This is a genomic window from Pseudoclavibacter terrae (assembly GCF_008831075.1).
GTDB lineage: Bacteria > Actinomycetota > Actinomycetes > Actinomycetales > Microbacteriaceae > Pseudoclavibacter > Pseudoclavibacter terrae.
The window spans coordinates 37,121-49,523 of record NZ_WBJX01000004.1 but is presented as its reverse complement, the minus strand read 5'-3'; the positions used below and the strand labels follow the sequence as shown (position 1 = coordinate 49,523).

Genomic DNA, 12,403 nt, shown 5'->3' with positions numbered 1-12,403 from the left:
TCGGTGCTTGGCAGCGGGCCAGCGTCAGCTGGTCGCGACGTCTGAGCCGTCCTTCTCCTGCATCTCGGCAACGCGCTTCGGGGAGAACACCCAGAAGCGGTAGAGGATGAAGCGGAAGATCGCACCGAGGCCGATGCCAACGAGGTTCGCGATGTTGTAGGCCACCAGCGAGTGGTTGTCGAGCACGGCGTTCGTGAACCAGATCGGCAGAAGACCGATGCCGAGCCCCACGAGGCTGACGCCGAAGAACTCGATCGCCTCGCGGAAGTTGTCCTGCCGCTTGTGCTGGCGGAACGTCCAGATGCGGTTGCCGATCCAGTTCGTCACGATCGCGGCGCACGTCGAGATGACCTTCGCCCAGAGCGCCCCGTGCGCGACCTCGCTCGGATTGAGCACGGTCAGCATGAGGACATTGAAGAGGCCCGTGTCGACGATGAAGCCGACCCCGCCGACGAGACCGAAGTTGATGAGCTGCGCCATCATGCCCTTGGACGCGGCGATGCGCCGGAACACGTTGGCGACGCGGCCCCAGAGCGACCTCGAGGTGCGCTGAGCGGGAAGATCGAATTCGGCCGTCTCAGCAGCGACGAAGCCGACGAAATCCTCAGGCTCAGAGTGATGCGGCTCTGCGTGCTTGTGGGAGCGATTGGTCAAGCGCTCGACCTCCATCGTGGGGCACTTGCGGGGATGATGCCGCCGCAAGCAGGATAAACTGTCGGGGAGTTGTGACCCTCGTCGGAGTATAGACACGTCAGAGCACAGGCACGAGATTGCCACAGCACCGCAGGCGGGGAGAAGTCCCCTCACGTCGAATTCGATGCGGGCACACAGACTCCTTCACGGCAGCAGACTGCCGGCACACTCTCGAACGGAGCGAACCATGGGTCAGGTCGTCGGCGTCATCGGAGCAGGGCAGCTCGCGCGAATGATGCTCCCGCCCGCTATCGAGCTGGATATCGACCTGCGGGTCTTCGCCGCCGGCCGCGGCGAGAGCGCAGATCGGGCGGTCACCGAGGTCGGCGACATGCACGTGCTCGAAGAGGTGCTCGCGTTCGCTCGCGGCGTGGATGTTGTCACCTTCGACCACGAGCACGTCCCGCAGGACGTGCTCCGCGGGCTGGTCGACGCGGGTGTCGCCGTGCGTCCCGGACCCCACGCCCTCCAGTACGCGCAGGACAAGCTGCTCATGCGCCGACGACTCGCGGAACTCGGCATCCCCATCCCCGAGTGGGCCGAGGTGCGAGACGAGGCCGAGCTGCAGGCATTCATCGACGCCAACGGCGGCGTCGCGGTGCTCAAGACGCCGCGCGGCGGGTACGACGGCAAGGGCGTGCGCATCGTGCGCTCCGGCGCTGAGGGCGCCGACTGGTTCGAAGCAGGCGAGCCGCTCCTCGTCGAAGAGCGAGTCGACTTCCGCCGCGAGCTCGCGCAGCTCGTCGCCCGCCGTCCCTCCGGCGAGATCGCCCTCTGGCCCATCGTCGAGACCGTGCAACGGGACGGCGTGTGCGCCGAGGTCCTCGCCCCGGCGCCTGGCGCAGAAGGAGCAGACGACCGCCTCGGCTACGTCGCCGCGACCATCGCCCAGTCCGTCGCCCTCGGCCTCGACGTCACCGGCGTGCTCGCGGTCGAGCTCTTCGAGACCACCGACCAGCGCATCCTCGTCAACGAGCTCGCCATGCGCCCCCACAACTCAGGGCACTGGACGATCGACGGATCCACGACGAGCCAGTTCGAACAGCACCTCCGCGCAGTCCTCGACCTCCCTCTCGGCGACACCGGCATGACCGCACCCCACGCCGTCATGGTCAACGTGCTCGGCGGCCCGCAAGAAGGCAGCTACGGCGACCGCTACGAGCGGGCCATGCACGCGCATCCCGACGCGAAGATCCACAGCTACGGCAAGTCCGCGCGCCCCGGGCGCAAGGTCGGACACGTGACCGTCGCCGGTCCGGAACTCGACGACGTCGCCTACCGCGCTCGCGCGGCAGCGGCCGCCTTCGACGACGACAGCACCGTCTGACCCGTGACCGGGCGCGCCCGGAGGCCCAGCCCCACCGGCACGCCTCAGCGGCGCCCAGCGAACCCGCGTCTACGCTTGCACGCATGAGCGAGAACCCCACCGCATCGCCAGCGCCCACAGACGAAGCCTCCCAGCAGGCGCCACTCGTCGGCATCATCATGGGCAGCGACAGCGACTGGCGCGTCATGCACGAAGCCCGCGACGTGCTCGCAGAATTCGGCGTTCCTGCCGAGGTCGAAGTGGTCTCCGCACACCGCACCCCGGAGAAGCTCGTCAGCTACAGCCGCGAAGCGCGCGACCGAGGCATTCGCGTCATCATCGCCGGAGCCGGTGGTGCCGCGCACCTCCCCGGCATGGTCGCATCCCTCACGACGCTCCCCGTCATCGGCGTCCCCGTGCCGCTCAAGTACCTCGACGGCATGGACTCGCTCCTCTCGATCGTGCAGATGCCAGCAGGCATCCCCGTCGCCACGGTCTCCATCGGCGGCGCCAAGAACGCGGGAATCCTCGCCGCACGCATCCTCGCCACAGGCGATCAGGCGCTCGCGGCCAGACTCGCCGACTACAGTGACGGACTGCGCGACGCCGTCGAAGCCAAGAACGACGCCCTCAAGCAGTCGCTCTAGCCAAGCCGTCACCGGCCAGACCCGCCGCACGCCTCCACGCTCCTCGACCGCAGGACCCCATGACACTCACCCTCCCGCTCCGGTACCCGGACGCCAGCTCGCCGCAGCTCATGACCAGGCGCGCCTGGTGGCTGCTCGTCGCGAACTTCTTCCTGCCCGGAACGGCGCAGGTGCTCGCCGGGAACCGCAAGTTCGGGCGCTTCATGCTGTCCATCTGGCTCGGCGGCATCGCCGCGATCCTCGTGGTCGTCCTCCTCGCCTTCGTGCTCCGCGGGCCCCTGCTCTTCGTCTTCTCGACAACGCTCGGCATCACGATCGCGCACCTCATGCTGCTCTTCTACATCGCCATGTGGGTGGTGAGCGGACTGGACGCTTTGCGGCTCGTGCGCATCATCAAGCTCGAACAGGTCGCGCGCCCCCTCATCGCCATCGTCGGCGTCGTGCTCGTCGCCGTGCCGCTCGTCTTCGCGGCGGTGACCTCGCAGGTCGCCAACCAGGGCAGGTCCGCCATCGAAGGACTCTTCGGCGGCGCCTCCAACGGCATCCAGCTGCCCGCAGACGGCCAGCTCAATATCATGATGCTCGGCGGCGACCGCGGCGACGACCGCGAAGGGCTCCGCCCCGACTCCATCAGCGTCATGAGCTTCAACGCGTTCACCGGCAAGCTCACGACCATCGGACTGCCGCGAGCCATGGAGAGCTTCCCCTTCTCCGAGGGGCCGATGCAGGACCTCTACCCGAATCTCTACGAGGGCTGCGCCGTCGACGTCTGCTACCTCAACTCCGTCTACACCGAGGCCACGATCTCCGAGAGCGGCAGCTACGCCGACGCCGCCGAGAAGGGCTCAGAGCCCGGCATCGAGGCGATGCGCGACGCCGTCGAAGGCATCACCGGACTGAGCATCCAGTACTACGTGCTCGTCGACATGGCGGGCTTCACGGAGCTCATCGATGCCCTCGGCGGCGTCGACATCAACGTGACCGAACGCGTCGGCATCGGCATCAACGATGACGGCTCGCCCGGATGGGCGCCCGCGACGGAGTTCATCGAGGTGGGGCAGCAGCACATGGATGGCTCCACCGCGCTCTGGTACGCCCGCTCCCGCTACGAGACCACCGACTTCGCGCGCATGGAACGCCAGCGACAGCTGCAGGAGGCGATGGTCGCGACCATGACCCCCAGCAACCTGCTCGGCAAGATCGGCCCCGTCACGGATGCGCTCGAGAAGGTGGTGCAGACCGACATCCCCGAGGGCATGATCGGGTACGTCGGCGACCTCCTCCTGAAGTCCCGAAGCGGCAACAGCGTCCGCCTCGACATCGTGCCGCCGAACTTCGACCAGGGCAACCCGGACATCCCAGCCGTCCACGTCGCCGTCCAGGACGCGATCGCATCCGACCCGCCCGAGGTGCCGGCCCCCGAGGAAACCGCCCCCGCCGAGTAGCGCGGCCCGCCCGCGCCACCCGCGTTCGCCGCCCGCGCTCGCCGCCCGCGCTCGCGCCCGTCGCGCCCCGGATCGCCCCCTCGTTGTCTCGGGATGGAAAGCTCCCTGTTTCGCGGGAAGTTTTCCGGCACGAGGTGATTTCCCCATCCCGAAGCGGGGCGTTGTCCTGTCCGGGATCGGTTCGACATCTTTCGGGATGGAAAGTTCTCTGTCTTGTCGGAAGTTTTCCGGCACGAGGTGATTTCCCCATCCCGAAGCGAACCCTCCGTCTTACGCGCGGGTCATTGCCGTGCGCACCTGCGCGAGAAACTCCGCAGGGTTCGAGAGCTGCTTGCGGGTCACTCGGATAACGAGCCAACCGGTCTGCTGGATCCGGTTGATTCGCGCGATGTCCTTGAGCGCCTGTTCCTCGGTCCAGTGGTGCTTGCCGTCGTACTCGATGGCGATCCTGAGCTCCGGGTAGGCGAGGTCGACGCGCCCGAGGAAACGGCCTGCGTGGAAGACCTCGTGCGCAACCGTCGGCTCGGGGAGTCCTGCGGCGAGGAGTGCAAGGCGCGTCGCCGTCTCTCTCGGTGATTCGACACCCTCGCGGATCAACGGCAGGGACAGGCGGAGTCGGGACGCACCGATGGTTCGCCCCCAGCAGCTGCTCATTTCGCTGAGCTGTTCGAGTGAGGCGAGGGGAGGGGAGCTCGTGTATTCGTTGTTGGGAATACTCGGATCGTCCGGTCGACGGAGCGAACGGTAGTTCCGCGATGTGGAGACAAGAGCGTCCCCGATCGTGACGAGTTCCTGTGTCGACAGGATGCGCGCGAGAAGCGCCCAAGTCAGCGCTGGACTTGCCAGCGGCGTGCCCAGGTGTTCGATGCGTTCCCATTTGTCTGGCGAGATGCGCCGGGCTGCGAGTCTCTTCCCCTTCGGCGCGTTCCTCCCGGTTGGCACGACGATGTGCACCGTCATGCTTGTGAGCAGGCGAGTCGGCAGCGGTAGACCCCAGAAGATCGCAGCGGTCGTGTCGCCGAAGGCTTGCCAGGCGCGCATTCGCGGTAGATATGCCCTCGCCATGGCTTCGGGGGTGACCGGTTCCTCTCTCGTTCGGATACCGTGGTGCGGGCGCGTGTAGCCCGATCCGAAGACTTCACGTGCGCTGAGGCCCGCACGGAGCCCTTCACCCGTGGTGAAGGCGGAGCCGGGCGGTGAGGGCGGGAGCGGTGGGTCTGTCGTCATGCGGACAGGGTAGGGAGCGCCCGCACGTGGGGGCGAAGTTATCCACAGCGCGAGTCGACGTCAGTCGCGGATTCGATGCCCAGTCACCGAGTTCGGGATGGCAAAGTCACTTCGTTGGGGGAACTTTCCCGCTACGAGGAGAGGTTTCCAGCCGGAGACGCGGCTACAGGTCGGCGTGGAAGTTCCAGACCTGGTCGGCTGAGATCTCCCACGAGAACATGCCGCCGCGGTCCTTGCCGGCGAGGCGCAGTCGACGTTCGAGGTCGCTGTCACCGAGGACCCCCGCGATGGCACCGGCAAGTCGTTCCGGGTAGCCGCTGTCGGCGATGCCGTCGCCGCGCTCCACGACGAGGGTCGCGTCGAGCCCCACCTCGACGAGGGCGGGGTCGTCGGAGGTGATGACGGGGGTGCCGAACTTGAAGGCTTCGATGATGGGCAGGCCGAATCCGGCGCTGAGGCTGGGCACGACGAGCGCGCTGGCGCGCTGGAGCGCGACGGCGAGCTGCTCGTCGGTGATGGCTCCGACGGCGACGACGCGCTCGCTGGCGACCCCGGACTCGCTGATGAGCGAGTCGAGGGTGACGTCGCCGCGCTCGGTCGGGCCGACGACGACGAGCTTCACGCCGTCGAGGCTGCGCTCGCCGAGCGCCTTGAGGAGCTGCGCGAGGCCGTGGCGCTTGTGCAGCGAGGCGAGCGTGACGATGTAGTCGTCGGGGAGTCCGAGCGTCTCGGCGATCGCATCGCCGGCCTCTTCGGACTCGGGGAGGCGGATGCTCGCTGCCGCGGCGGGGCTCATGACCCGCACGCGGTCGCCGAAGTCGTAGTGCTCGATGACCTGGTCGGCGACGGCGTTGGTCGGCACGACGATGCCGCTCGCGTAGCGGAACGCGCGGCGCAGCAGCGCCTTGTGGTGCTTGACCGTGTGCGAGCTGATGAGCTCCGGGTGGGTGAACGCGGTCATGTCATGCCACGTGACGACGGTCTGATCGATGCCCTGGCTGAGTGAGATGTCTCGCATGGGCGCGAGGGGCGTGAAGCTGTGGATGAAGCCGCCGCCGACGGAGTTCGTCAGCAGTCCCCGAGACCAGGAGGATTCGAGGCGCTCCGGACGGAGCGGAGCCTGCACGACGTTCGTCAGCCCGGGGATCCGCTCCTCGAGCAGCGCCACCTCTTCGCGCGACCGCCTGGGGATGATCGCCTCGACGTCGCAGCCGCGTGGCGCGCGCGCGATGAGCTGGCGTCCGAGCTCCTCGCTGTAACGCCGGGTTCCGCCTGGGCGCTCGTCGGCGGCGCGATCGAGCAGGACACGAAGGGTAACCATCAGGTTCTGAGGACTCCTTGGGCGGCGGCGTCTTCGAGCGCGTCGAGCCAGGGCCGCATGGGTGGAACTCCCGCGCTCGCCCAGGCGTCGTGGCCGAGGACGGAGTAGGCGGGTCGTGGGGCTGGACGCACGAACGCGGTGCTGTCCGTCTCCTTCACGTTGGCGGGGTCGAAGCCCGCGAGGCGGAAGATCTCGCGCGCGAAGTCGTACCAGGATGCGATGCCCGCGTTGGTGCCGTGGTAGGTGCCTGCGGGTGCGTCGGCGTCGACGAGTGCGACGATCTGCGCTGCGAGGTCTGCCGAGTAGGTGGGCTGCCCGAGCTGGTCGGACACGACGGACACCTCGGGCTTGGTGGCCGCGAGGCGGGCCATGGTCTTCGCGAAGTTCGGGCCGTCGGCCCCGTAGAGCCAGGCGGTGCGCACGATGTAGGAGGCGTTCGGCAGGGCCTCGCGCACGGCCGTCTCGCCCGCCGCTTTCGTGCGCCCGTAGGCGGAGATCGGGTCGTGGTCGGCGTCTTCCTCGTACGGGGACGTCGCGTCGCCGCGGAACACGTAGTCGGTGGAGACGTGCACGAGCTTCGCGCCGGACTCGGCGCACGCGGCCGCGAGCACGCCTGGGCCGGTCGCGTTCACCGCGTGTGCGGTGTCCTCGTCGGTCTCCGCGCCGTCCACGTTCGTGTAGGCGGCGGCGTTGATGACGACGTCCATCCCCGCCACGGCGGCCGAGACCGCCGCGGGGTCGGTGATGTCGAGCGCGGCGCGATCCATGGCGGTGACGTCCCGGCCCGCGAGGGCACGCTGGAGGTCACGGCCGAGCATCCCGGATGCACCCGTGATCAGGAACCGCGCGGCGGCCGCGGGTGCGGCCGCCGCGGCGGGGACAGACGTCGAATCGGTCACAGGGCTGCGCGCTCCTTCAGCGGCTCCCACCAGGTGCGGTTGTCGCGGTACCACTGCACCACGTCAGCCAGGCCCTGCTCGAACGGAACCTTCGGCTCGTAGCCGAGCTCGCGCTGGATCTTCGAGATGTCGACCGAGTAGCGCAGGTCGTGGCCGAGGCGGTCCTGGACGCGGTCGACGTACGACCAGTCCTTGCCGGTCGCGTCGAGCAGGAGCTGAGTGAGCTCCTTGTTCGTGAGCTCGGTGCCGCCGCCGATGTTGTAGATCTCGCCGGGCTTGCCGCCGACGAGCACCATCGCGATGCCGCGGCAGTGGTCGTCGACGTGCAGCCAGTCGCGGATGTTGTTGCCCTCGCCGTAGAGGGGAACGTGCTTGTCGTCGATGAGGTTCGTGACGAACAGCGGGATGACCTTCTCGGGGAAGTGGTACGGGCCGTAGTTGTTCGAGCAGCGCGTGATCGACACGTTGAGGCCGTGCGTGCGGTGGTACGAGCGCGCGATGAGGTCGGAGGATGCCTTCGACGCCGAGTACGGCGAGTTCGGCTCGAGCGGGAACGTCTCGCTCCAGCTTCCCTCTTCGATGGAGCCGTACACCTCGTCGGTGGAGACGTGCACGAAGCGGGGAAGCTCGTGGCGAAGCGCGGCGTCGAGCAGCTTTTGCGTGCCGACGACGTTCGTCTCGATGAACACGGACGCGTCCCGCACGGAGCGGTCGACGTGCGACTCGGCGGCGAAGTGGACGACTGCATCCACCTTCGGGATCCACTCGTCGAGCACGACGTCGTCGGTGATGTCACCCTCGACGAACGTGAACCGCTCGGAGTCGGACACGGGAGCGAGGTTCTCGAGGTTTCCCGAGTAGGTCAGCTTGTCCAGGACGACGACCTCGACGCCTTCCAGGCCCTCGTACTGGTCCTGGAGCGCGCGGCGCACGAAGTTCGAGCCGATGAAGCCGGCCCCGCCGGTCACGAGAAGTTTCATACCTGTCCTGTTCAATCGTCGGCCGGGCTGTGCCGATGGAAATTTGCCGATGGTTGTGTGGTTCGAGCGGCGCGGTGCGACCCGCGCGCGGTCGGAGCTACTCTAGCGCGGCCCTCCGACGTGCTACCACAGTCGCGCGGTGATGAGCGTGGCGAGGGCGGCGCGATCGCGCGGTCGGCGGCGCAGCTGACGCCAGCGTCGCACGAGCCGCAGCGCGTCCCGGTACGTGAACTCCACGAGGATCTCGTGCAGCCACTGCAGCCTCGGCAGCTCTTCCGGGGAGGCGACGTGGATGCACGCCTCGACGGTCAGCTGCACCTGCCCGCGGTGCCAGCGGTTGGAGGTGAGGCGGAGCCGCTTCCAGGCCTGGGAGAGGCCGGTGTTCGCGCCGACGGCGTTGGCGACGTGCTGGCGGTAGTCGACCGTCGACTCGCCGTCGATGATCCAGCGCAGGCCGGCGGCGCGCGCGAGGGCGTAGATCAGCCAGTCGTGGGCGAAGGCCTCGCGTGCGGGGGAGTCGGGGTTGTCGAGCTGCTCGGCGACGAGTCGCGCGAAGCGCCTGGTGAGGAGGAACGTCGACCCGGGGCCTGGCGTCTCGAAGAGGTGGTCGGCAAGGCGCTGGGGGTAGTCCTTCTTGATGAGGATGCGCGTGCCGTCCTCCGAGAAGGCGGTCACGTTCGAGGAGATGCCGTCGGCGTGGCCCTCGGCGAGGAGGCGGATGTGTCGTTCGAGCTTGCCTGTCATCCACACGTCGTCCTGGTCGGCGAAGCCGACGTAGTCGTACTCCTCGATGGGGATCGTCGTCAGGAGACGGAAGAAGTTCGGGGCGGGGGCGCCGAAGGTCTCCGGCGGCAGGATCGTGATGCGCGCGTCGGCGGCCTGGCGCTCGGCGAGCAGCTCGAGGGTGCCGTCGGTCGATCCGTCGTCGGACACGAACACGTGGAGGTCGGCCCCTGCCTGGTCGAGGATCGAGTCGAGCTGCTCGTCGAGGTAGGTCCTGCCCATGTGCGTCGCGAGGAGGACGGCGACGCGCGGCGGCGTGCGCGACTCGGCGTTGGTGTGCATCCGTCGTCCTCTTTCTCTCTTGCGTGCGGCGAGCACCACGGGTCGGGCAGCTCGCCAGCCCCCAAGTATGGCCGAGTGCGTCGGAGCGCGATCGCTGCACGCACCGCACTAGACTCCTCGGCATGGAGATTCGCGAACTCAGCATCCCAGACAGCTACGAGATCACGCCGAAGCAGTTCGGCGACGACCGCGGCGTGTTCTTGGAGTGGTACCGCTTCGACAAGCTCGCAGAAGCTGTCGGGCACTCGATCGACCTCAAGCAGGCGAACACCTCGGTGTCGACGCGTGGCGTGGTCAGGGGCATCCACTTCGCGGACATCCCGCCGAGCCAGTCCAAGTACGTGACGTGCACGCGTGGTGCGGTGCTCGACTTCGTCATCGACATCCGCACGGGGTCGCCGAAGTTCGGCGAGTGGGACTCGGTCCGTCTCGATGACGTCGATCGCAAGGCGATCTACCTCTCCGAGGGCCTCGGCCACGCGTTCGTCGCGCTGACTGACGACGCGACGGTGAGCTACCTCGTCACCGACACGTACCACGCGGAGCGCGAGCACGGCATCAACCCGCTCGACAAGGACGTCGACCTGCGCTTCCCCGAGGAAGCCGGCGAGCTGCTGCTCTCCCCGAAGGACACGGATGCTCCCTCGCTCGCCGAGGCGGCCGCATCCGGTCTCCTCCCCAGCTGGGAAGAGGCTCGCGCCTACTACGCGGAGCTCAGCGCGAAGGCGGGTGCGTAGCCATGAAGGGAATCATCCTCGCTGGCGGGTCGGGCACGCGTCTGTGGCCGATCACCAAGGGCATCTCGAAGCAGCTCATGCCCATCTACGACAAGCCGATGATCTACTACCCGCTGTCGACGCTCATGATGGCGGACATCCGCGAGGTGCTGATCATCACGACGCCCGAGTACAACGAGCAGTTCCGTGCCCTGCTGGGTGATGGCTCGCAGCTCGGGATGCGCATCGAGTACGCCGTGCAGCCGTCGCCGGATGGGCTCGCGCAGGCGTTCATCATCGGCGAGGAGTTCATCGGCGACGACTCGGTCGCGCTGGTGCTCGGCGACAACATCTTCCACGGCTCGGGCCTCGGCTCGTCGCTGCGCGGCAACAACGTGCTCGACGGCGGCCTGATCTTCGCGTACCACGTGTCGAACCCGGTCGCGTATGGCGTCGTTGAGTTCGATGAGGACAACAAGGCCGTGTCGATCGAGGAGAAGCCGGAGGTGCCGAAGTCGAACTACGCGGTGCCCGGCCTCTACTTCTATGACAACGATGTCGTCGAGATCGCGAAGAACGTCGAGCCGTCGGCGCGCGGCGAGCTGGAGATCTCGAGCATCAACTCGGCGTACCTGGATGCGGGCAAGCTGCAGGTGCAGGTCCTCGACCGTGGAACGGCGTGGCTGGACACGGGCACGTTCGAGTCGATGATGCAGGCGAGCGAGTACGTGCGCGTCATCGAGGACCGTCAGGGGTTCAAGATCGGCTGCATCGAGGAGATCGCCTGGCGTGCCGGGTGGATCGACGACGCCGAGTTCGCGGAGCTCGCGAAGCCGCTGCAGAAGAGCGGATACGGACGCTACATGCAGGGGCTGCTCGCGTAGCGGGTCCCTCGTGATGGCGAAGGCCGTGACTCGTTCGAGTCACGGCCTTCGTCGTTCGCGTCACAGCTGGGCGTTCAGCTCCCGGTGTGCGCGTCGCGGTCCCGCAGCGACTGGAAGAGGTCGCGGGCGATGTCGTAGCTGCCGCGCGAGTAGGTCCGGTAGCGGCCCCGAAGGGTCCATCTGAGGATGCGGGGCAGGCGCCGGATTCGTGAGGTCGGCAGCTGGAGCCTCTGTCGTTCGTGCGCGACCTTGCGCCGCACGTGGGCTTCCTGCTCTGCTGTGCCGCCGAGTTCGGTGACGCGCTTGAGGAGGGCGACGGCGCGGCGGTAGCGGCGCAGCTGGTCTGCCGATCCGTCCTTCGTGGCCTGCGCGATCTTGACCTGCAGCGTCGGCGCGGTCTGCCCGATCTGGTTGTCGGTGTGCTGTCGGTAGTCGATGAGGGGCTCGCGGACGACGCGGAGCCCGTTGACGAGGGCGGCGGTCGTCGCGAGCCATTCGTCGTGGATCCACGGGTCGGGCGCGTTGCCTGCGCGGAAGACGAGGGATGCGCGCAGCATCATGGTCGCGCCGGTCACGAAGTTGCGGGCGGTGAGGGCTTCGAGCTGCCGGCCGTTCTCGTAGTCGCGCCACTCGGTCTCCGTGATCTCGAGCGAGTCGAGGAGGGTGCCGCCGATGGGTTCGCCGTCCTCGTCGACGAGGAGCGCGTCCGAGTGGGCGAGGAGCGCCTCGTCGTCGCCGAGGAGCGCGCCGAGGAGATGCTCGACCTTCTTGGGGTGCCAGACGTCGTCCTGATCGCTCGTGGCGAGGTACTCGGTGCGGGCCTCGCCGAGGGCGAAGCTGAAGTTCGCGCTGACACGCAGCGGCTCGTCTCGCGTGTAGATGCGGAACGCCCGGTCGGAGGCTTCGAGCACGCGGCGGGCGAGCTCGACCGTGCCGTCGCTGGAGGCGTCGTCCGAGACGATGATCTCGGCGACGGGGTGGCTCTGCGACAGGATGCTCAGCAGCTGCTGTTCGAGGAACCTCTCGCCGTTGTGCGTGCAGACGACCGCGGTGACGGCTGCGTCTCCGAGTCGCGTCTCGCGGGCATCCTCTGGTCGGCGTTCGGCGACGAGTCGCGAAGCTGGCATCTGCTCTCCTGGGTCTGGTGCGCGGTGGTGCTAGCTTGGCACGAGTCTGCACGCGCTCAGGGGAGGAGTCGGCCGTATCGGCCGCCCGCGACT

12 protein-coding genes are annotated in these 12,403 nt (G+C 67.9%); 5 read left to right on the top strand and 7 right to left on the bottom strand.

Annotation, left to right across the window (positions count from 1 at the left end):
- Positions 1-24: 24 nt before the first annotated feature.
- Positions 25-654 (bottom strand): GtrA family protein, encoded by a 630-nt coding sequence (locus F8O03_RS12045; RefSeq protein ID WP_167516559.1) that lies wholly within the window; start codon positions 652-654, stop codon positions 25-27.
- A 163-nt stretch (positions 655-817) separates the two neighbouring features.
- Here F8O03_RS12045 and F8O03_RS12040 point away from each other — a divergent pair, with 163 nt between their 5' ends.
- From F8O03_RS12040 to F8O03_RS12030, 3 genes are all read left to right on the top strand, one after another.
- Positions 818-2,020, top strand: coding sequence for a 5-(carboxyamino)imidazole ribonucleotide synthase (locus F8O03_RS12040; protein ID WP_280115580.1), 1,203 nt, complete (start codon positions 818-820; stop codon positions 2,018-2,020).
- A gap of 83 nt (positions 2,021-2,103) precedes the next feature.
- Positions 2,104-2,646, top strand: coding sequence for a 5-(carboxyamino)imidazole ribonucleotide mutase (purE, locus tag F8O03_RS12035; protein ID WP_151424079.1), 543 nt, complete (start codon positions 2,104-2,106; stop codon positions 2,644-2,646).
- Positions 2,647-2,705: 59 nt separating this feature from the next.
- On the top strand, positions 2,706-4,091 hold the full coding sequence (locus F8O03_RS12030) for an LCP family protein (protein ID WP_151424078.1): 1,386 nt from the start codon (positions 2,706-2,708) through the stop codon (positions 4,089-4,091).
- A 270-nt stretch (positions 4,092-4,361) separates the two neighbouring features.
- On the opposite strand, the gene F8O03_RS12025 is transcribed toward F8O03_RS12030, so the two are convergent.
- The 5 genes from F8O03_RS12025 to F8O03_RS12005 form a co-directional block, all read right to left on the bottom strand.
- Entirely contained in the window at positions 4,362-5,132 is a 771-nt protein-coding gene (locus tag F8O03_RS12025) for an endonuclease domain-containing protein (protein WP_167516558.1), read from the bottom strand.
- A gap of 349 nt (positions 5,133-5,481) precedes the next feature.
- Positions 5,482-6,639, bottom strand: a complete 1,158-nt coding sequence (locus F8O03_RS12020; RefSeq protein ID WP_151424076.1) for a glycosyltransferase family 4 protein — start codon at positions 6,637-6,639, stop codon at positions 5,482-5,484.
- A complete protein-coding gene (gene rfbD, locus F8O03_RS12015) occupies positions 6,639-7,538 on the bottom strand; it encodes a dTDP-4-dehydrorhamnose reductase (RefSeq protein ID WP_271984487.1) in 900 nt (299 codons plus the stop codon). Before rfbD ends, F8O03_RS12020 begins: the two co-directional genes overlap by 1 nt.
- Positions 7,535-8,518 (bottom strand): dTDP-glucose 4,6-dehydratase, encoded by a 984-nt coding sequence (gene rfbB / locus F8O03_RS12010; protein WP_104252240.1) that lies wholly within the window; start codon positions 8,516-8,518, stop codon positions 7,535-7,537. The genes rfbD and rfbB overlap by 4 nt, the downstream gene beginning before the upstream one ends.
- 123 nt (positions 8,519-8,641) lie before the next feature.
- Positions 8,642-9,583: a glycosyltransferase gene (locus F8O03_RS12005; RefSeq protein WP_151424075.1), complete on the bottom strand. Its 942-nt coding sequence runs from the start codon at positions 9,581-9,583 to the stop codon at positions 8,642-8,644.
- Between the two features lie 122 nt (positions 9,584-9,705).
- Here F8O03_RS12005 and F8O03_RS12000 point away from each other — a divergent pair, with 122 nt between their 5' ends.
- Complete coding sequence (locus F8O03_RS12000; RefSeq protein ID WP_068479667.1) at positions 9,706-10,320, top strand: dTDP-4-dehydrorhamnose 3,5-epimerase family protein; 615 nt, start codon at positions 9,706-9,708, stop codon at positions 10,318-10,320.
- Between the two features lie 2 nt (positions 10,321-10,322).
- Positions 10,323-11,183, top strand: a complete 861-nt coding sequence (rfbA, locus tag F8O03_RS11995) for a glucose-1-phosphate thymidylyltransferase RfbA (protein WP_104252242.1) — start codon at positions 10,323-10,325, stop codon at positions 11,181-11,183.
- A gap of 74 nt (positions 11,184-11,257) precedes the next feature.
- Here the strand turns inward: rfbA and F8O03_RS11990 are convergent, their stop codons facing one another.
- Positions 11,258-12,310, bottom strand: coding sequence for a glycosyltransferase family 2 protein (locus F8O03_RS11990; protein WP_151424074.1), 1,053 nt, complete (start codon positions 12,308-12,310; stop codon positions 11,258-11,260).
- Between the last annotated feature and the right edge of the window lie 93 nt (positions 12,311-12,403).

Excerpts from the sequence above, each read along its gene's own strand:
- F8O03_RS12040 (WP_280115580.1), top strand. The coding sequence starts at position 818 with ATGCGGGCACACAGACTCCTTCACGGCAGCAGACTGCCGGCACACTCT.
- purE (WP_151424079.1), top strand. The coding sequence starts at position 2,104 with ATGAGCGAGAACCCCACCGCATCGCCAGCGCCCACAGACGAAGCCTCC.
- F8O03_RS12030 (WP_151424078.1), top strand. The coding sequence starts at position 2,706 with ATGACACTCACCCTCCCGCTCCGGTACCCGGACGCCAGCTCGCCGCAG.
- F8O03_RS12025 (WP_167516558.1), bottom strand. The coding sequence starts at position 5,132 with ATGCGCGCCTGGCAAGCCTTCGGCGACACGACCGCTGCGATCTTCTGG.
- F8O03_RS12020 (WP_151424076.1), bottom strand. The coding sequence starts at position 6,639 with ATGGTTACCCTTCGTGTCCTGCTCGATCGCGCCGCCGACGAGCGCCCA.
- rfbB (WP_104252240.1), bottom strand. The coding sequence starts at position 8,518 with ATGAAACTTCTCGTGACCGGCGGGGCCGGCTTCATCGGCTCGAACTTC.
- F8O03_RS12005 (WP_151424075.1), bottom strand. The coding sequence starts at position 9,583 with ATGCACACCAACGCCGAGTCGCGCACGCCGCCGCGCGTCGCCGTCCTC.
- F8O03_RS12000 (WP_068479667.1), top strand. The coding sequence starts at position 9,706 with ATGGAGATTCGCGAACTCAGCATCCCAGACAGCTACGAGATCACGCCG.
- rfbA (WP_104252242.1), top strand. The coding sequence starts at position 10,323 with ATGAAGGGAATCATCCTCGCTGGCGGGTCGGGCACGCGTCTGTGGCCG.
- F8O03_RS11990 (WP_151424074.1), bottom strand. The coding sequence starts at position 12,310 with ATGCCAGCTTCGCGACTCGTCGCCGAACGCCGACCAGAGGATGCCCGC.